Origin of the sequence: Dehalobacter sp. 12DCB1 (assembly GCF_004343605.1) — a bacterium.
Taxonomy (GTDB): domain Bacteria; phylum Bacillota; class Desulfitobacteriia; order Desulfitobacteriales; family Syntrophobotulaceae; genus Dehalobacter.
On the sequence record NZ_POSF01000002.1, the window covers coordinates 199,977 to 225,870 of the forward strand.

General features: G+C 46.5%; 19 protein-coding genes. 14 read left to right on the forward strand and 5 right to left on the reverse strand.

Going from position 1 to position 25,894, the window contains the following annotated elements; translation table 11 throughout:
* Window positions 1–25 precede the first annotated feature (25 nt).
* The 6 genes from C1I38_RS01615 (at window position 26) to panB (ending at window position 9,937) form a co-directional block, all read left to right on the forward strand.
* Window positions 26–1,159, forward strand: a complete 1,134-nt coding sequence (locus C1I38_RS01615) for a peptidoglycan DD-metalloendopeptidase family protein (RefSeq protein WP_020492027.1) — start codon at window positions 26–28, stop codon at window positions 1,157–1,159.
* Between the two features lie 73 nt (window positions 1,160–1,232).
* Window positions 1,233–2,414, forward strand: coding sequence for a S41 family peptidase (locus C1I38_RS01620; RefSeq protein ID WP_026156408.1), 1,182 nt, complete (start codon window positions 1,233–1,235; stop codon window positions 2,412–2,414).
* 295 nt (window positions 2,415–2,709) lie between these two features.
* Window positions 2,710–3,762 carry a hypothetical protein gene (locus C1I38_RS01625; protein ID WP_119775557.1) on the forward strand — a complete coding sequence of 351 codons (1,053 nt, stop codon included), beginning with the start codon at window positions 2,710–2,712 and terminating at the stop codon, window positions 3,760–3,762.
* A 67-nt stretch (window positions 3,763–3,829) separates the two neighbouring features.
* A complete protein-coding gene (gene uvrB / locus C1I38_RS01630; RefSeq protein ID WP_119775559.1) occupies window positions 3,830–5,881 on the forward strand; it encodes an excinuclease ABC subunit UvrB in 2,052 nt (683 codons plus the stop codon).
* Window positions 5,882–6,063: 182 nt separating this feature from the next.
* Window positions 6,064–8,886: an excinuclease ABC subunit UvrA gene (uvrA, locus tag C1I38_RS01635; protein ID WP_119775561.1), complete on the forward strand. Its 2,823-nt coding sequence runs from the start codon at window positions 6,064–6,066 to the stop codon at window positions 8,884–8,886.
* Between the two features lie 208 nt (window positions 8,887–9,094).
* Window positions 9,095–9,937 (forward strand): 3-methyl-2-oxobutanoate hydroxymethyltransferase, encoded by an 843-nt coding sequence (panB, locus tag C1I38_RS01640; protein ID WP_119775563.1) that lies wholly within the window; start codon window positions 9,095–9,097, stop codon window positions 9,935–9,937.
* A 125-nt stretch (window positions 9,938–10,062) separates the two neighbouring features.
* Here panB and C1I38_RS01645 read toward each other — a convergent pair whose 3' ends face one another.
* From C1I38_RS01645 to C1I38_RS01665, 5 genes are all read right to left on the reverse strand, one after another.
* Window positions 10,063–11,208 (reverse strand): ABC transporter permease, encoded by a 1,146-nt coding sequence (locus tag C1I38_RS01645; protein ID WP_119775565.1) that lies wholly within the window; start codon window positions 11,206–11,208, stop codon window positions 10,063–10,065.
* Window positions 11,209–12,333 (reverse strand): ABC transporter permease, encoded by a 1,125-nt coding sequence (locus C1I38_RS01650; RefSeq protein ID WP_119775567.1) that lies wholly within the window; start codon window positions 12,331–12,333, stop codon window positions 11,209–11,211.
* 9 nt (window positions 12,334–12,342) lie between these two features.
* Window positions 12,343–13,281, reverse strand: coding sequence for an ABC transporter ATP-binding protein (locus tag C1I38_RS01655; RefSeq protein ID WP_119775569.1), 939 nt, complete (start codon window positions 13,279–13,281; stop codon window positions 12,343–12,345).
* Between the two features lie 229 nt (window positions 13,282–13,510).
* A complete protein-coding gene (locus C1I38_RS01660; RefSeq protein ID WP_119775571.1) occupies window positions 13,511–14,143 on the reverse strand; it encodes a response regulator transcription factor in 633 nt (210 codons plus the stop codon).
* Window positions 14,133–15,254, reverse strand: a complete 1,122-nt coding sequence (locus C1I38_RS01665; protein ID WP_119775572.1) for a histidine kinase — start codon at window positions 15,252–15,254, stop codon at window positions 14,133–14,135. Before C1I38_RS01665 ends, C1I38_RS01660 begins: the two co-directional genes overlap by 11 nt.
* Window positions 15,255–15,487: 233 nt before the next feature.
* Here C1I38_RS01665 and C1I38_RS01670 point away from each other — a divergent pair, with 233 nt between their 5' ends.
* The 8 genes from C1I38_RS01670 (at window position 15,488) to trkA (ending at window position 25,883) form a co-directional block, all read left to right on the forward strand.
* Window positions 15,488–16,285, forward strand: coding sequence for a Cof-type HAD-IIB family hydrolase (locus tag C1I38_RS01670; protein WP_119775574.1), 798 nt, complete (start codon window positions 15,488–15,490; stop codon window positions 16,283–16,285).
* A gap of 36 nt (window positions 16,286–16,321) precedes the next feature.
* Window positions 16,322–18,142, forward strand: a complete 1,821-nt coding sequence (locus C1I38_RS01675) for a B12-binding domain-containing radical SAM protein (RefSeq protein WP_119775576.1) — start codon at window positions 16,322–16,324, stop codon at window positions 18,140–18,142.
* Between the two features lie 218 nt (window positions 18,143–18,360).
* Window positions 18,361–19,542 (forward strand): ABC transporter substrate-binding protein, encoded by a 1,182-nt coding sequence (locus C1I38_RS01680; protein ID WP_119775577.1) that lies wholly within the window; start codon window positions 18,361–18,363, stop codon window positions 19,540–19,542.
* A gap of 35 nt (window positions 19,543–19,577) precedes the next feature.
* Window positions 19,578–20,447, forward strand: a complete 870-nt coding sequence (gene rapZ, locus C1I38_RS01685; RefSeq protein ID WP_119775579.1) for an RNase adapter RapZ — start codon at window positions 19,578–19,580, stop codon at window positions 20,445–20,447.
* Window positions 20,448–20,462: 15 nt separating this feature from the next.
* Window positions 20,463–21,827, forward strand: coding sequence for a gluconeogenesis factor YvcK family protein (locus C1I38_RS01690; RefSeq protein ID WP_119775581.1), 1,365 nt, complete (start codon window positions 20,463–20,465; stop codon window positions 21,825–21,827).
* A gap of 56 nt (window positions 21,828–21,883) precedes the next feature.
* Entirely contained in the window at window positions 21,884–22,849 is a 966-nt protein-coding gene (gene whiA, locus C1I38_RS01695; RefSeq protein ID WP_119775582.1) for a DNA-binding protein WhiA, read from the forward strand.
* Between the two features lie 5 nt (window positions 22,850–22,854).
* Complete coding sequence (locus C1I38_RS01700; protein WP_119775584.1) at window positions 22,855–24,450, forward strand: Na/Pi cotransporter family protein; 1,596 nt, start codon at window positions 22,855–22,857, stop codon at window positions 24,448–24,450.
* Between the two features lie 101 nt (window positions 24,451–24,551).
* Window positions 24,552–25,883 carry a Trk system potassium transporter TrkA gene (trkA, locus tag C1I38_RS01705; RefSeq protein ID WP_119775586.1) on the forward strand — a complete coding sequence of 444 codons (1,332 nt, stop codon included), beginning with the start codon at window positions 24,552–24,554 and terminating at the stop codon, window positions 25,881–25,883.
* Window positions 25,884–25,894 lie beyond the last annotated feature (11 nt).

Below are 25,894 nucleotides of genomic sequence, written 5' to 3' on the forward strand. Positions count from 1 at the left end.
TTATTTGGGAGGAATGGCGTAAAATATGATTAAAAAGACAAGACCGGCTGTTTTGTTGATTGTTTTAACCCTAATGGTTACTTTCAATTTTCCTGTGACCGCGGATGAACTGTCTGATGCCCTTAAGCAGCAGGAAAAGATTCTTAATCAGCAGAAAAACGCGGAAGGAAGCCTGAAGAGCCTGACAACTAAAGCTCAACAAATGGAGAAACAGATTCAGCAGCTGACAACCCAGATTTCTGATGCTGAAGTGGATCTGGATCAAAAAGAAAACGCCTATGCGAATGCCCAGGAAGAAGTAACGGCGATTCAAGCGGAAGTGACAGCCAAGCAGCAGGAACTGAAAGGAAGACAAGATACCCTGCGCAGTCGGGTACGCGCGATCTATGAAGAAGGTCAGGTAAACTATCTGGAAGTTCTATTCCAATCCACAGATTTATCCGACTTCATTTCCAGAGTAGAATATCTAAGCTGCCTAGTTGAAAATGATCAAACCATTTTAAGCGATATTCGCGTTCAGAAACAGGATTTAGATGAAAAAAAGGAACTTCTAGTCGCTAAAATGGATGAGGCGGAGAACTTAAAACAACAGGCGGAAGCAGCAAGGAATTATTTGGACAGCAGCAAGTCAAAAAAAGAAGTAGCACTCGCTGAGAATAAGGAGGATCAGGAAGCGCTGCTCGAACAAATTGATAAGCTGGAGAAGGACTCCAAAGCACTTGAGTCAAAAATTCGTGAATTGCAGAAGAATAACACCGGAGGAGTTACTGGGACAGTTAGTGTCTGGCCTGCTCCAGGATACAAGTATATTACCAGTACTTTCGGATACAGGGTTCATCCGATAACAAAACAGTATAAACTGCACACCGGCGTTGATATCGGTGCACCATACGGGGCGAAGATTGTAGCAGCAGGATCCGGTACGGTGATCTTTTCCGGTTGGTACGGCGCCTATGGAAATGCCATTATTATCGACCATGGTAATGGAATTTCAACGCTTTACGGCCATATGTCTTCAAGGGCAGTTGCAGTCAAGACAACAGTGGTAGCCGGCCAAACAATCGGTTATGTTGGATCAACAGGATGGAGTACCGGGGCTCACCTGCATTTTGAAGTGCGTAAAGACGGCACTCCGACGAACCCGATGGCCTATTTTTAATCAATTGGACTTAACTTGTACAAGTCTGCATATACTAACAAAGAATAAATGAGTTTGATAGGGAAGTGGACGTTTGTTCAACCGTTTGAATTGGAAAAAAGCTTTTATACAGGCCGCCGCAGTCGGCCTGATATTTTGTCTGGGGCTGGCACTTGTTGTTGGTGGATTTGTACTGGCCAATTATGATCACCTTGGAAGGCTTATGCGGGTGGTCTATCTTATTGACACCCAGTATTTAAATGGAACATCCCGTGCGGGACTCGTTGACGGGGCAATCGAAGGGATGGTCAGTTCGCTGGACCCGTATTCATCTTTCCAGGATGCCGAGGAAAACAAAGTGCTGATGAATTCGATCCAGGGTACCTTTGGGGGGATCGGTGTACATTTAAGTACGGCAGATCCGGAAAAATTAGTTGTTATGCGTCCGATCAAAGGTTCTCCAGCTGAAAGGGCAGGACTCGAAGCGGGAGATATTATCACCAAAATTGACGAGACCGATGTTTCCACGATCAGCCAAGATGAAGCAGTCGCGATTTTAAGAGGAGAGCCCGGGACCAAGGTGACGGTTAAAATTTACCGGCCGAAGACGAAGACAGAATTTACTGTAAGTCTTATCCGTGACTATATCAATGTTCCGACGGTTGAAGGGATCTCCCTGCCGGGAAGGCCTGATATCGGGCTGATTGATATCTCCAGTTTCAATATGAATACAGGAGATGAACTTGAGAAGGTTTTACAGAAGATGGATCTGACTAAATATAAGGGTTTAATTATTGATCTTCGTTATAATTACGGAGGAGAAGTCAATGCCGCAATTAAAGTAGCAAGTTTTTTGGTGCCGGAGGGGCCGATTGTTCACATCGTGAATAGAAACGCCGTCGTAGATACGAAAGAATCGACTGCTGAATATATCGATATGCCCATTGTCATTTTAACCAACGAATATACAGCCTCAGCAGCAGAAATTGTATCCGGGGCAGTCAAGGATTACGGAAGCGGGACTTTGGTTGGGACGAAGACGTATGGCAAGGGTGTCGTGCAGACGGTATTTACCCTTGATGGCAACACCAGCGTAAAGCTGACGACGGACAAATATTTGACACCGAAAAAAAATGATATTAATAAATTGGGAATCGAGCCCGATGTTGAAGTCGAACTTAAAGAAGGAGAAAAGCCTACCATCCTTCCCACCGAGCCTGTCTTCGACAGTCAGCTGAGCAAGGCGGTTGAAGCCCTGCTGCAGAAAATTCAGTAGGATAGAATAGGATACAGTATCTTTATTCAGCCAAATGGAAAACGTCAAAGGTGTTTTTCTCTAAACAGAATCCGCAGCGGAACGAATGATTAAACCCGTTCTGCTGCGGATTTATTTAACGAGCAATCTCATCCTAGTAATACATTCTTAAAATAAACATACACATAGAGAGTTAAAGCAGATCTGCTTATTATCCCTATGATCAGTCTGACACAGTTTCGCTGTGGGCGAAGCACGCCGGCTGTTCCATTTGCATAGAATATCTCACAGACATTATTGAACTGGAGGAATCATCATGGGGAATACAAGTGAGATTCGTCACTATTATATTGAGGCATTCACGCCTTACGGTTACGTATCACTGCTGCCGGAACTGCTGAAAGAAATTAAATATACATATCTTCTTACGGGCGGTCCGGGTACCGGAAAATCAACCATGATGAAGCTCATCGGCATTCAGCTAATTGACCGTGGAAATGATATTGATTATATCAGGTCGATTAGGGAAGCCGATTCAGTTGCCGGTCTGTATCTGCCCAAGCATAAAATATGCTTACTCGATAAGAATGAATTTAACTGGCAATCAAACTTTAGCGGTCCATACCACCGTGAAATTGATTTTTCTTCCTTCTGCCGCCAGAGCAGACTGGAAGAGTACAGTCCAAAAATCAGTCAGCTCGGAGCAAGTCTTGCTGACATTGAGCAGGACATCATTGCCCAGCTTGGAAAAGACTATGTGCCAAAAAAAGAAAAGGAATATGAGGAGGATGGGTCCGCCTGTCAAGACAAAACCAGGAACATGGACACTGTCCTGTCTTTGGCCTGGAAAGGCGATCAGCAAGGCGGCCAGCAAGGTGATGACTCGCCGCATATTGATGAGATCACGCGAATCCTTTCCAGAATAAAAGCAAACAATCTGTCGTTTTATTTTCTCCATAGCCTTCAATTAGAGGGGTGGCTAAATCTTGCTCCGAGATATATTCGGGATTTTGACCGGATTTGCCTGGACGGCGAAGAGTCAGCTCACCTTCTGCGGGTACTGCTCGAAGAGGTTAAATGCCTGGGGCAGGCCATGGAAATCATTGTTCATCCGCTAAAACCGTACACAATCATCGGTCTGCTCTTCCCGGAAAAGAACCTGGCTGTCTGGAAAGGCAATCCCTGCCGGATTGAAGAGCAGGGTTTCCGGATGGGTCACAGTACGGAGCTGATAGCTATTCTTGAACAATACAGAAAGAAGCGCCTCGAATTAAAAAATTTAATTAATGACTCCGTGAATTTCAGGGGATTGGACCATTTTCGCAGCGAGCTCCTGAGCAGTATTTTGACGGACCTCCATCAAGGATGAAAGAAAAATGCGGGAATAAGAACAAAATGATATAATAAATATACTGTCTTTGATGGAGGGATATTCTATGGAATTTCAACTGCGGGCTCCTTATAGTCTTTCCGGAGATCAGCCCCAGGCAGTGGACAAGCTTGCTGAAGGCGTCCTTGCCGGCAAAAAACACCAGACGCTGCTGGGGGTTACCGGATCAGGCAAAACATTTACGATGGCCAGCATTATCGAACGCGTTCAAAAGCCCACCCTGGTTCTGGCACATAACAAGACGCTGGCCGGACAGCTGTACTGCGAGTTTAAGGAATTTTTCCCAGAGAATGCGGTTGAATATTTTGTCAGTTACTATGATTATTATCAGCCGGAAGCTTATGTTCCATCCAATGACCTCTATATTGAAAAAGACGCTTCTATTAATGAGGAAATAGAAAAGCTGCGGCATTCGGCCACAGCAGCTTTGTTTGAAAGAAGAGATGTCATCGTTGTTGCCAGTGTTTCCTGCATCTATGGTATGGGATCCCCGGACGAGTACCGGGATATGGTTCTGTCTTTGCGGCAGGGCCAGGAAATAGAGCGCAATCAGATGCTGCGCAAGCTGGTTGAAATCCAGTACGATCGGAATGATACTGCCTTTTATCGCGGAACTTTCCGGGTAAGAGGGGATGTCGTCGAGGTATGTCCTGCTTCTACGGATGAAAAAGCAGTCCGGATCGAAATGTTCGGCGATGAAATTGAGCATCTTTACGAGGTGAATCTTCTGACCGGTGAAATCCTGGGAGAAAGAAAACATATCTCTATTTTTCCGAACTCCCACTATGTTACCGAACGTGATAAATTAATGCTTGCAGCTGAAAATATTGAGCAGGAGCTTGAAGAGCGTCTGGCATATTTCCGCTCCCGGGAAAAGCTGCTGGAGGCTCAGCGCATTGAACAGAGAACTCGCTACGATATTGAAATGCTCCGAGAGATGGGATATTGCAACGGTATTGAAAATTATTCCCGGCATCTTACGTTTCGGAAACCAGGGGAAACACCCTATACCCTGCTGCATTTTTTTTCGAATGATTTTTTAATGTTCATTGATGAATCGCATCAGACGCTGCCTCAGGTCAGAGGTATGTACGAAGGGGACCGCTCGCGGAAAAGTACACTGGTGGAACATGGTTTCCGTCTGCCTTCAGCCATAGATAACCGGCCGCTGCGTTTTCCTGAATTCGAAATGGTTGTACCTCAAAGGGTCTACGTCAGTGCGACCCCCGGACCATACGAGATGGAGCACTGCCGCGAGGTTGTCGAGCAGATTATCCGGCCTACAGGCCTGATTGATCCCGAAATCATTGTGAAGCCCACTCAGGGGCAGATTGATGACCTGATCGGCGAGATCCGTCAGCGGATTGTCAGGGACGAAAGAATCCTCGTGACAACGCTGACTAAGAGAATGGCCGAAGACCTGACCGACTATCTGAAACAGTTGAATATTAATGTCAGATATCTTCATTCTGATATCCAAACCCTTGAGAGGCTTGAAATCCTAAGAGAACTCCGTCTCGGAGAAATCGATGTGATTATCGGAATTAATCTTTTAAGGGAAGGACTTGATCTGCCTGAGGTATCCCTTGTGGCGATTCTTGATGCTGATAAGGAAGGGTTCTTAAGATCGGAAAGGTCTTTGATCCAGACTGTCGGCCGGGCGGCACGTAATGTCAACGGAAAAGTCATCATGTATGCGGACAATATGACGGAATCCATGAAAGCCGCGATTGGTGAGACCAACCGTCGCCGGGCGATCCAGGAAGAATATAACAGAACACATGGAATTATCCCACAGACCATTCACAAGCAGATTTATGAAGTGCCTGAAGCGACGAAAGTTGCGGAGAAAAAGACGGCCTATGGGGAAAAAGGCGTCAAGTTAACACCTGAGGAACAGGAGAAAACTATTCAGGTCCTGGAAGAAGAGATGCTTAAGGCTGCCAGAGAACTGGATTTTGAACGCGCAGCTGATTTGAGGGATGCGATTATTGAACTGAAAGGAGAGTATGCTGGTATGACAAGGAGCAGTCACTCTAAATCCGGCAAAAACTATCCTTCCGAGAAACAGAACAGATCACGTAAAAAAAGAGGGTAAATGAATGCGAACAAATGTTCCCTTTTTCTGTTTTTTGGTGTAAGATAAGATCGTGGCTATTAGTAAAGAATCATGTTGAAAAAGAAGAGAATTGAGCATTAGAATTCAAGTAGAAGAGTTAAGCAACAGAATCAAGTAAAAACATTGCCATATTATCTTTAGAAGCTATATGGAGGAAATGTATGACCCAGGATTATATCAAGGTTAGGGGCGCCCGTGTTCATAACCTCAAAAACGTTGATGTCGATATTCCGCGGGACAAGCTCGTCGTGATTACCGGCCTGTCCGGCTCAGGAAAATCATCTCTGGCTTTTGACACCATTTACGCTGAAGGGCAAAGACGTTATGTTGAATCTCTTTCAGCTTATGCCCGCCAGTTTCTGGGGCAGATGGACAAACCGGATGTCGATTATATTGAAGGGCTATCACCCGCAATCTCCATTGATCAGAAGACGACCAGCCGCAATCCGCGATCAACCGTAGGAACGGTAACGGAAATCTATGATTATCTCAGACTGCTTTATGCGAGGGTCGGTCATCCGCATTGTCCGAACTGCGGTAAAGAGATCAGCCAACAGACCGTCCAGCAGATGGTAGATCAATTACTGAGCTATCCGGAGAAAACCCGTCTGCAGATTCTAGCACCGGTGATCAAAGGAAAAAAAGGAGAGCACGTCCGGACACTCGAACAGGTCAGAAAAAGCGGCTACGTCCGGGTGAGGGTGGACGGAGAAATCAGAGATCTCAGTGAGGAAATACTTCTTGAAAAAAACAAAAAGCACTCCATTGATGTGGTTGTCGATAGAATCTCCCTGAAGCCCGACAGCACCGCCCGGCTTGCCGACTCAATCGAGACTGCGCTGAAGCTCGCCGAAGGCACGGTTCTGGTTGACATCGCGGGTCAGGAAGAGATTCTGTTCAGCGAAAATTTTGCGTGCCCGGACTGCGGAATCGCAATCGACGAGATTGCTCCAAGACTGTTTTCTTTCAACAGCCCATTCGGGGCCTGTCCGTCGTGTACCGGACTCGGGGCGAATCTGGAAGCAGATATTGATCTGATTATCTCCGACCGCAGCAAGTCGATCAATGAAGGTGCAATCGTGCCGTGGGCGAAATCGAGTTCGAGCTATTATCCTGCCCTGCTGCAGGGGCTAGCCGAAAAATTCGAGTTCAGTCTGGATTGCCCGGTGAAAGATCTGACACCGGAGCAGTGGCAGGCCCTGGTCTATGGCTCTGATTCACCGATAAAATTCAGTTACTACAATGTCTTTGATGAATTAAAATATTGGAAAGCGCCTTTTGAAGGACTGGTTCCGTATTTTAACCGCCGATATAAGGAATCGACCTCGGACTATGTCCGGAATGAAATAGAAGGTCTGATGACAGAACGGCCTTGCCCGGCTTGTCAGGGCAAGAGGCTGAAACCGGAAGCGCTGGCTGTAAAGATTAATCGTTTATCCATCTATGAGCTGACCCGGCTTACCGTGATGGAGTCCCTGGACTTTTTTAAAAAGATTGTTCTAAGTGAAAAGGAACAGATGATTGCGCGCCAGGTTTTAAAAGAGATCAGGGAAAGGCTTGGTTTTCTGGTTAATGTCGGGCTGGACTACCTGACGCTGGATCGTGCCGCCGGGACTCTTTCAGGCGGGGAAGCCCAGAGGATCCGTCTGGCCACGCAGATTGGATCGAGTCTCACCGGCGTGCTGTATGTGTTGGATGAGCCAAGCATCGGTCTGCACCAGCGCGATAACGCTAAACTGCTGGATACGTTGAAAAAACTGCGGGACTTGGGGAACACGCTTTTGGTCGTGGAACATGATGAGGATACGCTCTTGGAGGCCGACCATATCATTGATATCGGCCCTGGTGCCGGAGCTCATGGCGGGCATATTGTGGCGCAGGGAGATCTGGAAGCGATTAAGGCGTGTGAAGCTTCGATTACCGGGCAGTATCAGACCGGTCGTAAAAAGATTGAAGTCCCGGCTGAACGGCGCCGGCCGAACGGAAAATGGCTTGAAGTAGTTGGTGCAGCCCAGAACAACCTGAAACAGCTTCATGCCAAATTTCCATTGGGTGTGATGACTTGTGTAACAGGCGTGTCCGGATCGGGCAAAAGCACGCTGGTCAACGAAATATTATTCAAAGGGCTTCAGATGGAACTCAAAATTAGCAGCAAAGTCCGTCCCGGGGTTTACCAGGAGCTCAAAGGGCTGGAGTATGTCGACAAGGTTATTGACATTGACCAGTCTCCGATCGGGCGTACACCGCGATCCAATCCGGCCACGTACACCGGACTATTTGATTTTATCCGGGACCTCTTTTCCCAGACGCCGGAAGCGAAAATCAGAGGCTATAAACAAGGCCGGTTCAGCTTCAATGTCAAAGGCGGACGCTGTGAGGCGTGCCGGGGAGACGGAATCATAAAAATTGAAATGCATTTTCTTCCGGATGTCTATGTCCCGTGTGAGGTATGCCGCGGGCAACGTTACAACCGGGAGACCCTGGAGGTAAGCTTTAAAGGGAAAAATATTGCGGAGATCCTCGACATGACGGTTGCTGAAGCGGTCGAATTTTTCGGGGCTGTACCTCGGATTGCTCGGAAGCTGCAGACGCTGCAGGATGTTGGCTTAGGCTACATCAAGCTTGGGCAACCGGCTACGACCCTTTCCGGGGGAGAGGCCCAGCGTGTTAAGTTGGCTACGGAGCTCAGCCGCCGCAGTACGGGGAAAACGCTGTATATTCTGGATGAACCGACGACCGGCCTGCACGTCGCCGATGTGGATAAGCTATTGAAGGTTCTGCAGCGCCTCGTTGAGGCGGGCGATTCCGTTTTGATCATTGAGCATAATCTGGACGTGATTAAAACCGCCGATTATATCATCGACCTCGGTCCCGAAGGCGGCAGCCGGGGAGGCGAGATTGTGGCAGTCGGTACGCCAGAGGAAATTGCCGCGGTTCCGGCCTCGTATACAGGACAGTTTTTAGGAAAACATCTGGGAATTTAGGACAATGGGTTAAATTCATTGATTTTTACAAGCTGGTGTCGTTTTATACGATGTCAGCTTTTTTGATTTTTCGACATTGTCATTAATTGGTGTACTCCCCTTGTGGAAAAGTGTCGGCAAGGGGTAGACAATTGAAGGCGAATAGTATATATTATATGGTAAATGATTTTAAGGAATTGTTCTTATATTTTTTGGAGGGAAAGAGAAAATGCGGTCGAAAGTCAACATCAATGCGTTACAGAACAAAGTGAATTTAAGTGAAAAAATTACCATGCTTACGTGCTATGACTATCCAATGGCGCTTCTCGAAGAGAAGGCTGGTATCGATATTATACTTGTCGGAGATTCTATGGCGATGACCGTTCTAGGAGAAGAAACGACCCTGGGCATGGACCTGGATACGATGGTCACACATGCCAAGGCAGTCCGTAAAGGTGCACCCACGGCATACTTAGTCGGCGATATGCCTTACATGACCTATCAGATCAGCAAAAAAGAAGCTATTCGCAATGCAAGCCGTTTTATGGCAGAGGCTGGCTGCGATGCGGTCAAGCTGGAGGGCGGATCCAATATGGCGGATACTGTCGAAGCTATGGTCAAAGCGACCATTCCTGTGATGGGACATCTCGGCTTAACCCCGCAATCGATGGCTCAGTTAGGCGGATTCAAATCCCAGGGCCGTGATTGTGCAGGTGCCTTAAAGATTATTGAAGATGCTCGGATTCTTGAGGAAGCTGGTATCAGTCTGCTGCTGCTGGAAGCTATACCGCCTGAAGTCGGCAAAATTGTTGCGGAAAGAGCAAATATCCCGGTTATTGGGATCGGAGCAGGTCCGTATGTTCATGGACAGCTGATGATCGTCCACGATGCGCTGGGGTTCTTTGACGCTTTCACCCCCAAATTTGTCAAGAAGTATGTAAACCTGAATTCCATCATTTTGGATGCTTTGGAAAGCTACAAGAATGATGTAGTTGGGGAACAGTATCCAGAAGACGGTCATAATTATAACTTTATGAACGGAGAGCTGGATAAGCTTTTGAAGCAAATGTAAGAACATGTCTTTACAAATTAAAAACTGCTTTCTGAACGTTGGTGAAGGAAAGCAGTTTTTTAGTATGGAAGTATTCAAGTTAGCTTAAGGTAAAACCAAACTTTTGGTAGCACATGACAAAAAGGTTACACGAATTTTTGGACATTGCTTTCCCGGGCAAACCGGTAGACGGCAATCAGAAAGAAAGCCGCAGTGAAAGCAATCAAGATGGCAATATTCATTAGGATTTCCGTCATATTTCCACCGTCTTGTATTTTTTGGATCGCATCCAGCGCCCACCATTGCGGCATAAAGTGGGCAATTTTTTGCATGGTTTCCGGCATCAGGCTCACCGGCCAGAAACATCCTCCCAGCATGCAGGTTGGCGTCATGATTAGTGTAGAAAGCGTGCCTGCCATGTAGGACGAACTTGAAAACGCAGTTGTAATGAGTCCGATTCCGATAGAAACAAGGCCGAACAGCAGCAGGATCAGGAAAAGAAGAGGTGCGGGAACATAGGTCTCAATCCGGAACAGGGTTTGTAAAGCCAGGATGATGAAGAGTGTTTGAGCGGTAACGATAATTAGGCTGCTTAAAGAATTGGCGCTCAGATATTCCTTGGTTGAGACGGGACTTGCACAGATTCTGTGATAGGTACGGGATCGCTTTTCATTTAAGATAGCATGGGAAGTCAGCCCTGCACCGAGCATCACGAACATCAGCAGGAAGCCGAGGCTTGTCAGGGTAATACCCTTGCTGACACTCTCATCCTGAAGTTCAATGGCTGATACTTGGAGCGGATTACCGCTGTATTTCTGAAACAGCTCCCAGAAGGCCTTATGGTCGCCATTGGAAGCGGCAGCCAGGTCTTTCAGATTCTGGGTTTGCAGATTGAAGGACTGCTCCAGCCAGGCGGTTATATCTTTTCCTTTTAACGAAATAATTTCAATTGCCGCCGGAGAGCCGGCAATAATGCTTTTTTCATATCCGGCAGGGATGATGACGGCTGCAGCCAGGGTCTGATCGAATAGGCGGTTTTTTATCTCTGCTTCTCGAACGGGGTTAAGCGTATAGTTTCCCGCTTTAGCAGTTTTCTGTACGAGGTAACTTGAAAGTGCGGTTTGGTCTTGATCAATCACGCCAATTTGGACAGGTTGTGATTTGGCGCCGCTGTAGATTCCCAGGGAAAAGACAATGCCAAGTAGCGGCAGAAGCAGATAGACAATATAATTGCCTTTTTTTCTAAAGGTAACTCTTAAGGTGTTTTTGACTAAAAATAGAATGTTTCTCATTCAGACCGCCTCCTTTCTGGACAGGTATGCTGAGATCATCAGGAATGCCGCAGCAATAGCCAGGTTGATCAAAATAGCTGGAAGCATCGTTAGATAGTCCTGGTTATAGATCAATCTGAAAATGGCCTCATTCGTCCACTTCAGCGGTGACAGCGCCGTAATTGCAGCAAGTGGTCCCTGGAGTGAGGATAACGGAACATATCCTCCGCCAAAAAAAGCGATGATTGGAATTAGAATATTTAAACACGCAGCTCCAGTGCCGTCATTACGAATCAGGTAAGCAATCCCTGTCCCCAGACTGACGGCGAGGACAGCTTCGGAGAGAATGACCAACGCGACCGATAGCAGGTTTGTTCCCCAGTATACCTTAAAAACTACCGAACTGAACAATAGTACGACCGCTGTCTGAATGAGGGTTACAAGAAGCCCGCCAAGCGTTTTGCCTGCAAGTAATTCGATTTTGGTAACAGGACTGCAGAGTATCCGGTTGCCAGTTTTTAAATTTTGTTCATTTTTGACGGACCAGAATCCGGTCAGCGAAGCGTACAGTAAAAAGAGTGTCAGCATGGTTACGGCGTAGTAATCCAGGGAACTAGGTTCTCTTTTTTTGTCCAGAGACTCGGATTGGATGTAATCTTCTGCCGGACTAGCCATAATGCCTGCCAAAGCAGAAGGGTTTGTTTGGGCAATCAGCTTAAGGGCATCATATCTGGCTGCAAAAATTTCAAGGGAAGATTCTACGAGATTAGCTTCGAAACTAAAGCGCGCATTTTTATAGACACGAATTTCCTGAGGATCATCGGTCAACAGAACGAAACAGGAATACTGGGCATTTTTTATACTGTTTAGACCTTCCTCTATATTTGTTGTTTCGGTAAAGGTGATTTCCATCTGTTCTTGCAATGAATTTCGAAAAGACTGAAAACCGTCGGCAAGTTCCGAATCTTTTTGGACAGCATACAGAACGTGAATATTATTTAATTTGATATCGTTGGCAAAGACGCCGGAAAAGGCTGTACCCAGAATCGCAATTAAGACAATCGGGAAAAGGACCATCATGATATTCGCTTTAAAATCCCGGATATTCTGTTTAAATTCTTTGAAAATAATATAAATCATTCTCATAGCAGTCACCTAATCCCTTAAACTACGGCCGGTCAGAGACAGAAACACGGTTTCCAGGTCGGGTGTTCGGCTCTCAACACTTTTAATGGAGAACTTATTTTCGGTAAAGTAACCAATAATTTTGTCGAGGTTATGAACCTCTTTGGCTGTACTTATTTTTATCGTGTTTTCTTCAATGTCCATTTGGAGAACTCCGGGGATTTCTCTGATTTTGTTTTCATCGGCTTTGGAGATGGCGTCGCTAATAGTAATCCAGACGACATTGGCGTCGGTTAACAGCGCTTTCAACTCTTCTTTACTGCCCAGGGCGATCACTTTGCCGTGATCCATGATTGCGATCTTGGAACAGATTTCTTCGACCTCTTCCATGTAATGGCTGGTATAAATCATTGTACATCCCATCTGATTCAATTTCTTAACCGATTGTAGGATATGATTACGAGATTGCGGATCAATACCTACGGTAGGCTCATCCATGATCATCAATTTCGGTTTATGGGCAATTGCACAGGCAATATTTAGCCGTCTCTTCATGCCCCCGGAAAAGCTTTTGGGATAACTTTTGGCTTTATCGCTTAATCCGGTAAATTCGAGTGCCTCCAGTGCCGCTTCATTCAACTCGGTTCCCCGCAGACCGTAGAGGCCTGCAAAAAATTTGACATTCTCCAGTGCAGTCAGGTCTTCATAGATCGCAATATCCTGTGGAACAATGCCTGTATTTTTCTTAGAAAATGTTTTATTTCTTTGCGTATCTTTGTTTAAGATAGAGATGGTCCCTTTATCAATGGACAATAAGCCCATGATCATATTAATAGCAGTACTTTTACCTGCGCCATTCGGTCCCAAAAGCCCGAATATTTCTCCTTCTGCAATGCTGACATTCATATTATCCACAGCAATGACATCACCAAATTTTTTTGTGACATTCTCCATCACCAGAATGTTCATACAAAATCGCTCCTTCCATTCTCTGGTCTGTTCTTTAGTTTCATCATATATCATAATGAAAATCGGCTGGTGCAAAGTAACATTTGCTTATTACTTATTCTTTGCCTTCTTATATCCTAATAAAAAAAGGTGCCTTTCGTTAGTAGAAAAGGTCACCCATTCTGTATGACAAAAGTCATATTTTTGGCCAAGGGCTTGTTATCATCCTGGAATTCTTTGTGAAGATGCTTTATTGCCTGACGCCCGTCAAGTAGTAGATCGCAATCTGGGTCCGGTGTTCAAGACCGGTCTTATTCAGGATGGAGGTGATATAATTCTTGACAGTGCCTTCGGAAACAAAAAGCATTCTCGCAATCTCCCGGTTAGCCAGTCCTTTGGCAATCAGTTTGATGATATCCATTTCCCTTTCGGAGAAAAGGTCTTCAGCAATCTTGACTTTAGGACTTGTAACCAGTTCCTCCCGGATTTTTTCCATTACACTGTCCTGCATTACAATGCCGCCGTCATATACCATCTTGATAGCATCCATAATCCGGTCAGGAGAACTGTTTTTCAATAAATACCCTCTCGAACCGTTTTTTACAGCTGTCAGGATAAAGTCGTCGTCGTCAAAAGTGGTCAGGATCAGTGGCTTAACGGTCGTTTTTTCTGATATTTCCCTGGATGCCTGCAGGCCGTCCATGACCGGCATCCTGACATCCAGCAGGGCAATATCAACCTCCTGGGATTGGCAAGATTGGATGGCTTGCAGGCCATTTTCTGCACAGGCGCACACTTCAAAACGTTCATCGTTTTGGAGAATGATTTTAAGCCCTTCCCGGATCAGCATATCATCATCGGCAATCAGTACCTTAATTGGCATTTTCCGCTCCTTTCACGGGGAGCAAGGTAATGACGGAGAAACCACTAGAACCGTCCAAAATCAGTTTGCCTCCGTTGACTTCCGTTCTTTCCTCCATCCCTTTCAGCCCCAATCCTTTTTTGATGGCTACGGCGCCGACGCCATTATCTTTTATTTCAACCTTAATGAGTTTATGCATGATCTCGAGGTTTATTTTCACTTTGTCAGCGGATGAATATTTCAGCGTATTCGTCAATGCTTCCCGGACATTTTCCAGGATGATCCGCCATTGAGCATGCGTAATGCAGTTCAGATCACCCCGATAGTTCAAATGCGTTTTTATTTGGCTGTTATAAGCAACCTCATCTAGGATCACTTTCAAACGATTAATGCCTAGCTGTTCCGGAGCCGGTTTAATGGTCCTGAGTGTGGAGCGGATATCCTCCATGCCTTCTTTCAGAACATGGATGACATTGGCAATGATCTCCTGCGATCTGTTCTGGTCCTTCTCAATCACCAGGCGGGCAGCTTCGAGCTGAAACAGGCTTCCGGCAAGGACATGCCCAATTTTATCGTGAATATTCTGCGCGAGTGCATTCCTTTCTTCCAGCTGGGTCAAATACTTAACCTGGGTTTCATATTCGGAGCCGGTACGCAAACGGCCGTAAAGCGAATGATTTTTTCCCCTCAGATGATCGTTGTCCATGGTCAGGCTGGCAATGCGCAGCGAGGATTTAAGGGACAGCATATAGATTAAGGTGCTCAGGAGAACGATCAGCAGGTATCCGGGGAGCATATCCCCGGTGAGCAGGAAAAGAGGGATTGTTGCCGGAATCAGTGCAAATAACGGATTCTTCCCGTATTGGTGAAATAAGTCCAGAAGGTTTAGTGGTAAAAGAAAAATAAAGAGTTCAGAAGCATAGACGATAGATAGAATCAGAAAAACGCCAATCAAAAGAGTCAAAAATTTTTTGAGGGATTTCCTTGGGAAAATGATTTGAAGCATACTTGTGATTACATAAATAAGCAGCAGCAACAGCACCAGGGGCAGATTGGCCATCCCTGTCAGTATATAGCAAAAAATACTGTATAAAATGATGATTAACTTCGTCCCCAATAGCCAGCCAGTCATCAGGTTACCTCATGCAAACGGTTTCGTTAGATCCAGAAAAACAGTTTCTGTATGATCCTACTATAGTTTTTTTACAGGGATGATGTCAACCTTAATTCCGGTCTGTTAGACACGGGTATCCGTGAATCCTGCCTGAAATGGAAAATCGCGGCCTTGTCGTTCTATGGTATAATAATATCAATTGTTCAGTGCAATCTGTTATCAGTGAAATCTGTTCAAGGGAGTGAAGTCAATTGATCCGGCTTGTTGCCATAGATTTGGATGAAACACTGCTTGATAATGACTGGCATATTTCCGAAGGAAACATGGAGGCGATCCGTCGGGCAGTGGCCAAAGGCGTAATGGTTACACTTGCGACAGGAAGGATGGCCGTATCAGCCAGAAAATATGCCGGACAGCTTGGTCTGGATGTGCCGATTATCACCTGCAATGGGGCCTTGATCGAACATTGCCTGAGCGGGGAAATCATTTACCATCAAGTGATCCCGTCAGGATTGGCAGCGGGGATTATGCAGCAGCTTCAAGCTAAAGGAGTCTATACGCAGGTGTTCATCAAAGATGAAGTCTTTACAGATAAGAGGAACCAGTATTCCAGGGCCTATGAGGAAATGACCGGAATAAAGATCCAGGAAGAGGATGTGCTGCAAATCCTGCGCCAAGAGCCGGAAGGGGCAGAGAAAATATTGTGTATTTCCGATGAGGCTTATCTTCAGGCTGCAACGGCAGACCTGCGTCGGATCTATGCAGACAGGCTTCATTTTACACGTTCCAAACCATTTTTTCTGGATATGATGGACATTAAAGTTAATAAAGGCAGTGCGCTCAGGGCGTTAGCTGCGGATTACGGCATTTTACCGGAAGAAATTATTGCGATCGGGGACAATATCAATGACCGGGAAATGCTGATGTTTGCCGGTATTGGTGTGGCCATGGGCAATGCCCATCGGGAACTGAAAGAAATTGCAGACGATATTACGGCTTCGAATGTGGAAGACGGGGTAGCTAAAGTTTTTGAGAAATTCGTTCTCTAAGAATCAGCACAAACATTCAGATGAAGGAGTATTGCGGTGAAAATCCTGCTCGTCGGTATCAATGCCAGGTACGTACATACGAATTTAGCCATTCGCTGTCTGAGGGAAGTCCTAAAAGCGCAGGAAAACGCTGAATGGGAAGTCTGTATCCGCGAATTCTCCATAAATGAACATCCGGATAAAATCGCAGGAGAAATATTTGCAGAGAAACCGGATGTCCTTGGTTTCTCCTGCTATATCTGGAATATTACTTTCGTTAAGTCTTTGGTACGCAGGCTGCGGCCTGTCCTGCCGGATGCTTTTATCCTGGCTGGAGGGCCGGAAGTATCTTTTGATTGTGATGGCATTTTGACAGAAGTGCCTGAGCTTGATGCGGTCGTAGCCGGAGAGGCCGAAGGTATTCTGCCTTTGCTGCTCCAAGAATGGGCCGAAGGGAATCCGCCGTCGGATATTCACGGTGTTGTCCGGAAACAGCAAAGAGGGACGGCCTGTCTCCCGAACCGGGAAGGTAAGGCCCGGCCGAATACGCCGGATCTGAATCTGCTTCCAAACCCCTATGCGGAACAAGAAGATTTCCGGGGAAAGCTTGTTTATATCGAGACAAGCAGGGGCTGTCCGTATAACTGTGCATTTTGTATTTCTTCGACTTTCAAGGGTGTCAGGTTCCTGGCGCCGGAACGTTTGCGCCCGGTTTTGCGGCAGCTTTTCGCTGGCGGAGCGCGGACGGTAAAGTTCGTGGATCGGACGTTCAACGCGTCCAAAACCCATGGGTTCCAGGTCCTTGATATATTCAGAGAGGAAGCCGAACAGCAGTATGAGAATTCCGGACAGGAAAGAACACACGGATGGACCGGGGATATCCCACGGGCCCATTGCGAGATGGCCGGGGAATTGCTGGATGAAGAATGGCTGCGGTACTTAAAAGATTATCCCGCAGGAATGATCCAATTGGAGATTGGGGTGCAGTCCACGCATCCGCCTGCTTTAAAAGCGATTCGTAGGGCGCAGAAGTTTAAGGATTGGAAGGAGAAGGTCCGTTTTTTGCAGCACGACTGCGGTATACCGGTTCATCTCGATCTTATCGCCGGTCTGCCATATGAAGGCTGGACAGAGTTCCGCCGATCGTTTGATGAAGTGATTGACCTCAGACCAGATCATCTTCAGCTTGGTTTCCTCAAAGTTTTAAAAGGTTCGGGCATCCGGGAGAAAAGCGCCGGTTATGGCCTGGTATATTGTCCGGACCCTCCCTATACGATTTTAAAAACCCGGGATTTGAGCCATGAACAGGTATTGGACCTTGTCAGGATAGAGGAAATGCTGGAAAGGTACTATAATTCCGGAAAGTTTAGGTTTTCGCTTGAAGCTATTTTGGTAAAGCGGCCAAGTCCATTTGACTTCTTTGATTCGCTGGCCAGATACTGGCACAGCCAAGGCTGGTTCCAAAGAGAATGGAGTTCCAGGGCGTTGTTCGAGAATATCTGGGAATTTTTGATTGCCCAGCCGGATGACCTTGATGCTGCAGATATACAGCTTTGGCGCGAAGCACTGCGTTTTGATTATTTCGTCGCCGAACGTCCTGGGCAAATCCCTGATTTTCTACAGAGAGCAGAAGAGACTGTCCAGGATAAAGGTTGGAAAGAAGAGATAAGAAAGGACCCGGTTTGGCGGAACCGGATTCCTGAGTCTGAGGGCATGGATAAAAGGCAGTGGACCAGAGCTACAGCTATTGAGTATTTTGAGCGGGATATTCCAACAGGGACTACAGAACATTCCCCGGGAAGAGGCGGCTGGTATTTGTTCTACTACAGTCGAAAGCCGACCCAGTATTTTAAAGCTGAAGCTCCTAAAAGTATATAGAAAACGACAAAAACAGTCTCAGAAAGTAGTATTTGTAACTTTCCAGCGGACGGATTAGAATAAGAAGAAAATAAACCAATACTTGCTCGGGTTAGTCTCCGTAATGGATGGTGCAACAGCCGAGAAGCGGTGTAGTGGCCCACAGACTTGCCCTAGCATAATGGTTTTAAATATTTTAGTGATATTGTATCAGGTATGAGGAGAGGAAGTCGCTCTAAATGAAAAAAAGGCTGAAAGCACTTCTGTGTATTATGATAATTATATTGAGCTTAACGGCTTTAACAGCTTGTTCCAAGGGATCCTCTCCGGGGAAGCCTGGCGGAGACGCCCCCGCGGTAATCTCTGTCTGGTATTCGCTGGACGGCAAAGAAGAACAGGCTTTACTTGCGCAGTTTATCAGAATCAATAAGGAATATCCCGAAGTATCGGTTAAAGGTGAAAAAATTGCTGAGACAGATATTGTCCAGCAGGTCTGGAATTACCAGGCCGGAGCAGAAGGGCCGGAAATTGTGATTGCTAGAAGGCAGATCCTCGATGCGCTCTATAAAAAAGGAGCGGTCTCGCCTGTTTTGGCGGATATTGACTCAGCCTATCCTGCGGCGAGAGCGGTTTTTACGTATAATAAACAAGCATTTGCAGCACCCTGGCTTACGGATGTACCACTGCTCTACTACCGCAAAGATAAAGTGCCGGCGCCCGCGGCAAGTCTGGCGGAAATCTGGGAGAAACATTCCGTCATCGCAGTTCCGGATTTGAATGCGTCCCTGCTCAGTCCGTGGTGGAGGGCTGAGGGAGGAACGTTAAGCGCCAACGGTATTCCAGCCTTGAATTCGCAGAAAAATTTGGCTTTTATCAACAATTTTGCAGCGCTTCGCCAGCAAAACCAAGTGCTTTTGGACAGTGCGGCCTTAGCCCGGTTTGCCGGGGGGGAGACCGGTTACCTACTGACCTGGGCCAGTGACAGTACCAAACTGACGAACATAGGTGGAAACTGGGACTGTCTGTCTTTCTATTCTTTGCTGGGAGCCAAGGGACAGGTTTTACTGGATCGTACGATCGGAATCGCCAATTCATCCATAAAGACCATTCCTGCTATGGAAAGCGCCATTCGGCTGGTTGAAGAGGAACTGCTAAAGCCGGCGGCGGAAGAGGCGATGTTTCAAGCCGGCGGCAAGCTGCCTGTCAACAGTGCGTATTACGAATCGGCGGCGAAGCATTTTCAGTCAGAGGTTGCTTTGTCTTTGCGGTCTGCCTGGTATTTGGAAGGGTCGGTGAACGACTGGAAGTATTTGGACCTCCTAAATTCCAGTTGGCAGAATATTGCCGGAGGGGCCAATATGGAAAGTGAACTCGCTCGTATTCAGCAAAATGCGACGGATATTGGCAAGCAAACGAAATAATCAGGAAAGGAACCATTCAGGTGGGGGAAAAGGCTATGAAAAGAGAAGCATTGAAACTGGTAATTATTACGGGTTTATCCGGGGCCGGGAAAACGCAAGCCCTGCAAAGTATGGAAGACCTTGGATTTTTTTGCGTAGACAATCTTCCGCCGAGCCTTATTGAAAAGTTCGTTGACTTGTGTGCCCAATCCCAAGGAAAAATAGACAAAGCTGCTATTGTCTGTGACTTACGCGGCGGAGATTTTTTTTCTTCTTTAAACCAGGCGCTCGAGGATCTGCAAGAGGCGGGATATCAATATGAAATTTTATTCCTGGAGGCTTCGGACGATATCCTGGTCAACCGTTATAAAGAATCAAGAAGAAGGCATCCCGTATCTCCGAAGGGAAATGTGCTGGAAGGCATTCACAAAGAGCGGCGATATCTTGCCGATTTACGCGGGAATGCAAGCAAGATCATTGATAGTTCGGATCTGACAGCCACCCAGATGAAGGAAAAAATCAGGAATCTGTTTGGAAAGGAATACGATCCGGCCAGGATGTCTGTATCGGTTGTTTCTTTTGGGTTTAAATTTGGGATACCGTTGGATGCTGATACAATCATTGATGTTCGTTTTCTGCCTAATCCGTATTATTTAAAGGAACTTAAACCCCTGAGTGGCAAAGATAAGGCGGTCAGGGATTATGTTTTGCTGAATCCTACCACGGCTGATTTTATCGGCAGGTTTTTTCATATGCTGGAATTTATTTTGCCGTTATATCTCAAGGAAGGTAAAAGTCACCTGGTTATTGGCATAGGATGTACAGGAGGACAGCATCGTTCCGTCGCAATTGCGGAGAAAACTGCCGAGTTCCTGCGGATGAGCAATTACTCTTGCGTTGTAAACCACAGAGATATCAAAGAATAGGAATGGTTTGACGAGATGGAACTTCCGAAAAAATATTTGGAAATGTGCAAATGGTTCTATCCAAATTTAGGTGTAAAAAGATACTTTCTGTTGGCAATCCTCGGTTTATTTCTTGTCGCCGGCGGGCTTTCGGTCATCAGCTCCGGGGAAACCCTCGGATTTATTGAAGTGCAGTTTCGGGAGATCATCTATCAGCTGGCCGGCAAAGATACCGTAATGGTGGGTCCGGCGGGGGCCGTTGCCTGCCTGGCAGGTATGGCTATCGTTTTTATTGCGTTTAAAAAAATGATCAGCTCGATCATTTCTGTGCTGCTTCCGGAAAATGAAGAAAGAATCCTCGATGTGATCTATTCCCGCCGTCAATTGAAGCGAGGACCTAAAATTGTCGTTATTGGCGGAGGAACCGGGTTGTCGGCGTTACTGAAAGGGTTAAAAGAGTATACCAGTAATCTGACGGCTATCGTTACCGTTGGGGACGATGGCGGAAGCTCGGGGCGTCTGCGCCGAGAGCTTGGGATTCTGCCGCCCGGAGATATCCGTAACTGTCTAGTTGCTCTGGCTGAAAAAGAAGATATCATGGAAGACCTTTTTTCCTACCGCTTTGATACCGGGACGCTGGCCGGACACAGCCTCGGGAATTTGTTTCTTGCAGGTCTGGCCGGAAGATTCGGCGATTTTCAGAAAGGCATCGAGCAAATTGGCAAAGTATTCGCCTTGCGCGGGGAAGTATATCCGTCAACGCTTTCTCAAATCACCCTGAATGCTTATTTTGAAGACGGTAGATTCATTAACGGCGAGACAGCCATTCGGACGACGCCTGGAAAGATCAAAGTACTCAAGATTATGCCCCAGGACTGTCAGCCCTTGCCCGGAGCTTTAGCGGCGATTGAAGATGCTGACTTGATTATTCTTGGGCCGGGAAGTCTTTATACCAGTATCATTCCGAATCTATTGGTGAAAGGACTTCGGGACAAGATTGCTTCGGCCAAGGCTCCGTGCATTTATGTCTGCAACATTATGACAGAACCTGGAGAGACTGATCATTATACGGTTGCCGACCATTTGAAGGTGATTATCGAGCATGGCGGGAAGGATCTGGTTGATGCGGTGATGGCCGCCAGGGAAAATATATCTCAGCAAGTCAGGGAACGCTATCAGGCAGAGGGAGCTGAGATAGTGGACGGTGATGCCGCCGAGATCGAAAAACTGGGTGTTCGTTACTTTGAAGGCAGTTTCTACACCGGAGGGGAAGTTGTCCGGCATAATTCGAATAAGCTGGCTAAAGAAATTCTACGTCTGTTATTCCGTTTGAAGCCCGTGAATGAGCGAGTTGCCATGGTTGATTCGTATCTGCTGAATCGAAAGATCAAGTCAATGTAATATAAGCGCTGTTAACGAAAAAAGGATATTTATTTCGAAGGGTCGGAGTTGATGGTATGTCGTTTAGTGCCATAACCAAAGAAGAACTAGCCAGACTGGAGTTGCAGAAGGATTGCTGTGAGTTGGCCGAGCTGGCTTCGCTTATCCGCATGGATGGAACACTGCAGATCAGCACGAATCAGAAATATTCCCTGAACGTGATCACTGAAAGCGCTCCTGTAGCGCGAAAAATATATAACCTGGCCAAAGAATCCCTGCATCTGCCAGCCGATATCGTGGTCAGGCGAAAGTTAAGGCTGAAGAAAAACAATTCTTATCTGGTAAAGATTTATCCCAGAGAGATGAGCGATCTGCAAAGACTCGGATTGTTTAATAAAGAGGGAGAAATCCAGGCTGGAATTGATAAGAAGCTTATTGCCAAAAAATGTGACCAGAAGGCTTACCTCCGGGGAGCATTTCTGGCCGGAGGCTCGATCAGTAACCCCGAGGGTAATTATCATATGGAGATTATCACGAATGATCCGGTTCTGGCAAGAGACTTGAGCGAACTCTTGAACAAATTTGATCTTAAGGCGAAGGTCAGTACCCGTAAGAATTTCCATGTGGTTTATTTAAAGGAGAGTGAACATATCGTCGAGTTTCTTGCTCTGATTGGTGCCCACCAGGCGCTATTTGAGTTTGAAAATATCCGGATCATCAAAGAAATGCGCAACCAGGTCAACCGGATTGTTAATTGTGAGACTGCCAATCTGAATAAGACGGTGGATGCCGCAGTACGTCAATTAGAAAACATTCGGCTGATTGAAAGGACCATCGGACTCAAAGCCCTGCCGGAGAATCTGCAGGAGATTGCTTGCCTGCGTCTGGAATTCCCGGATTATACCTTGAAAGAACTGGGTGAAATTCTGACCCCAAAAGTTGGTAAATCAGGCGTTAATCACAGACTGCGCAAGATTGAAGAGATTGCTGAAAAGATCCAAACGGATAAGAACAAACCACAGCCTAGTAAAGGAAAGAATTAAAGCAAATGTTTACGACCACGATGGTAATGCAATTCCTAGGCGGACTGGGACTGTTTCTATACGGGGTTAATGTTACTTCGGAAGGGCTGCAGAAAATTGCCGCGAAAAAGTTAAAAAACATCCTGGCTTCTTTGACTAGAAAGCCTTGGGCGGCTACCCTGTTCGGAATTGTGATGACAGTCGCACTGCAAAGCAGTACCGCGACAACGGTCATGATCGTCGAATTTGTCAATTCAGGTCTGATGACGCTGACGCAGGCGCTCGGAGTTGTTCTAGGGTCAGCAGTCGGGACCTCGATTGTCATTCAATTAATCTCTTTCCCAATCCTGAATTTTGCACTTTTGCTGCTTTTCATTGGATTTATCATGTTTTTTCTTATCAGAACCACTCTGGGCAAAAGCATCGGACAAGCCATGATTGGTTTTGGTTGTATCTTTGTCGGCATGTCTTTGCTTTCTGGAGCATTTTCACCGTTGAAAAGCTCGCCGGATGTCGATGCATTCCTCTCCCAGTTCGGGACAAACCCGATTCTTGGTATAGCCGTAAGTATGGTTGTAACAGCATTGCTGCAGAGCAGTGCTGCGTTTCTGGCAATTCTAATTTCCCTCTCTACACACGGATTGCTGTCTATGGAGTCGGTCATCCCGCTGGTCATGGGGGCCCATATCGGGGGGACGCTGACGACTTTGTTTTCCTCCCTCAGCGCTGAACGGGCCGATGCGGTTAGGGTAGCCGCAGCCAACACGCTTTATCGTCTTGCTGCAGCTGTAATCCTGCTGCCGTTTTTTGCGTACTTTACTCAGTTCATAGAATGGAGTGCTGCGGACCTGCCCCGGCAGGTAGCGAATACGCATCTTTTTTCAGCAGTCCTGATGGTGATTTTATTTCTGCCTTTAAACAAAATCTTAAGCAAATGGCTGCTTAAGCTAATCCCGCTGCGAAGGGACGAAGGTAAAAAACCAAGGCTGATATACATTACTAAGGCAGCTCCTGAATTGCCGGCAGTTGCCTTGACTCAAGCAAGACAGGAAATCCGCTGGTTGGCGAATAATATCCTTGAGAATATGGTTCAAATACTGCCGCGAATCATCTTTTACGGGGATACAAAAATACTTCAGGAACTGGAACGGACAGAACGTGAAGTAGACTGGCACTATCAGGAACTATCGAAATTCTTTACGGAATTATTTCGCCGGAATATGACCCGGGAACAAATTGTTGAGAGCCATAGCTACCAGTTGATCATTAAAGAACTTGAATATATTGCCGACAGCCTGATTGTGATGGCCAGGCTGGGGGCCAGGATTCATGTCGACCCAATAACGGTTGGAAAGGCTAACCAGGAAAAGGCCGGAGAATTGTACATTGCCGTATCCAGTAATTTCTTGACCCTGCTGCGCTATCTGGAAAGAGGAGATCAGGCCCTTGCTTCGTTGATTATTGAAGCCCATCAGGATATTATTGAAATCTATAATCAAGTTCAGAACAGCCTGACTTGCGGGGTCTCCAAAGATGGTCAAGGTAGTATGCAGGAATTGAACAGCTGGCTGTATAAAATTGGGGAGCATATTGTCCGGATCGCCAAGATACTGCAGGATTAGATGTAAATTAATTTCATAGATCATGAGAAAATACTGTTGAAATTCTTTGGTTTGTGCTATATTGTAGCTCTAAAACAGTTATAGGAACCGGAGGGGTTAACGTGCGGGTAGTCATTGTGGGAGCTGGAAAGGTTGGTTTCGGTCTGGCGCAGTACCTCGTTGATGAAGATCATGATGTCATTGTTATTGAGGAAGATGAAACACGCCGGAATATCATCCAGAACAGCCTTGACGTCATGACTATTCAAGGGAATGGAGCGAGTCCCAGGGTCTTGATGAACGCGGATGTCCGGTCGGCAGACTTGATGATTGCTGTCACCGACAGTGATGAAGTGAACATGGTGGCGTGTATGGCAGCGAAACAGGCTGGAATACATCAAACAATCGCCCGAATCCGCAATAGTGAATATATCGGTAAAGAGGAAGCCGAATTCCATCGTTCTTTGGGGATCGATCTGACGATTAACCCTGAACATGTTACTGCGGTTGAAATAAGCAGGATCTTATTTATTCCGGCAGCACTAGAGGTCGAGGATTTTGCCGATGGAAAAGTCAGATTGTTGGAAGTAAGGATCCGGCCAGAATCACCGCATACAAATATCCCGATTTCCGAACTGAATCTTCCGAAAGATATTTTAATTGTCGGCATTCTGCGTAAGAATAGGATGATCATACCGAACGGCGCGGAGATGCTGAAGCCAAGCGATAATGTTTTTCTTGTCGGCGATCCGCAAGTTTTAAATGAGATCCAGGATGAGTTTACCGAAAAAATGGTCCCGGTCAAAAAAGTTATGATCATCGGAGCCGGCCGAATTGGCCGCAATCTGGCCATTCTGCTCGAAAAGGCAGGTATGATCGTCAAGGTGATCGACAAGAATCCGGAACGGTGTCAGGCCTTGGCCAAAAGCCTCAAAAAGGGAACTGTGTACTGCGGAGAAGGAACCGACGTTGATCTGTTGATGGAAGAAGGGGTCGGCGATGCCGATGCCGTAGTCTGTCTGACAGATGACGATAAGCTGAATCTGCTGCTGGCCCTGATGGCCAAAGATCTGGGTGCCCAGAAAACAATTTGCCGGGTAGGAAGAACGGAGTATATTCCCCTGATGGAAAAGGTAGGGGTGGATTCTGTCTTATCGCCAAGATTGATCACAGCCGGTTTTATTCTGAGCCAGGTCCGCAGGGGTAAATTTATTTCCGTGGCGCTGCTGGAAGGGGCCAAAGCGCAGGCTATGGAAATCGGCATATCTCCGACGTCCAAAGTTGCCGGCAAGAAGCTGAAAGAGGTCAGGTTTCCCTACAATTGTCTGGTTGGAGCAGTCCTGCATCAAGGCCGGGTTTACGTGCCAAACGGTGAATCCGTTCTGATGCCCGGTGACCAGGCGATAATCTTTGCACTGCCTGATACGATCATTAAGGTCAATAAATTCTTTTAACGGAGAATCAG

Bases quoted from the DNA above. Each gene is read 5' to 3' on its own strand.
- C1I38_RS01615 (WP_020492027.1), top strand. From the start codon at position 26: ATGATTAAAAAGACAAGACCGGCTGTTTTGTTGATTGTTTTAACCCTA.
- C1I38_RS01625 (WP_119775557.1), top strand. From the start codon at position 2,710: ATGGGGAATACAAGTGAGATTCGTCACTATTATATTGAGGCATTCACG.
- uvrB (WP_119775559.1), top strand. From the start codon at position 3,830: ATGGAATTTCAACTGCGGGCTCCTTATAGTCTTTCCGGAGATCAGCCC.
- uvrA (WP_119775561.1), top strand. From the start codon at position 6,064: ATGACCCAGGATTATATCAAGGTTAGGGGCGCCCGTGTTCATAACCTC.
- panB (WP_119775563.1), top strand. From the start codon at position 9,095: ATGCGGTCGAAAGTCAACATCAATGCGTTACAGAACAAAGTGAATTTA.
- C1I38_RS01645 (WP_119775565.1), bottom strand. From the start codon at position 11,208: ATGAGAAACATTCTATTTTTAGTCAAAAACACCTTAAGAGTTACCTTT.
- C1I38_RS01650 (WP_119775567.1), bottom strand. From the start codon at position 12,333: ATGAGAATGATTTATATTATTTTCAAAGAATTTAAACAGAATATCCGG.
- C1I38_RS01655 (WP_119775569.1), bottom strand. From the start codon at position 13,281: ATGAACATTCTGGTGATGGAGAATGTCACAAAAAAATTTGGTGATGTC.
- C1I38_RS01660 (WP_119775571.1), bottom strand. From the start codon at position 14,143: ATGCCAATTAAGGTACTGATTGCCGATGATGATATGCTGATCCGGGAA.
- C1I38_RS01665 (WP_119775572.1), bottom strand. From the start codon at position 15,254: ATGACTGGCTGGCTATTGGGGACGAAGTTAATCATCATTTTATACAGT.
- C1I38_RS01680 (WP_119775577.1), top strand. From the start codon at position 18,361: ATGAAAAAAAGGCTGAAAGCACTTCTGTGTATTATGATAATTATATTG.
- rapZ (WP_119775579.1), top strand. From the start codon at position 19,578: ATGAAAAGAGAAGCATTGAAACTGGTAATTATTACGGGTTTATCCGGG.
- C1I38_RS01690 (WP_119775581.1), top strand. From the start codon at position 20,463: ATGGAACTTCCGAAAAAATATTTGGAAATGTGCAAATGGTTCTATCCA.
- whiA (WP_119775582.1), top strand. From the start codon at position 21,884: ATGTCGTTTAGTGCCATAACCAAAGAAGAACTAGCCAGACTGGAGTTG.
- C1I38_RS01700 (WP_119775584.1), top strand. From the start codon at position 22,855: ATGTTTACGACCACGATGGTAATGCAATTCCTAGGCGGACTGGGACTG.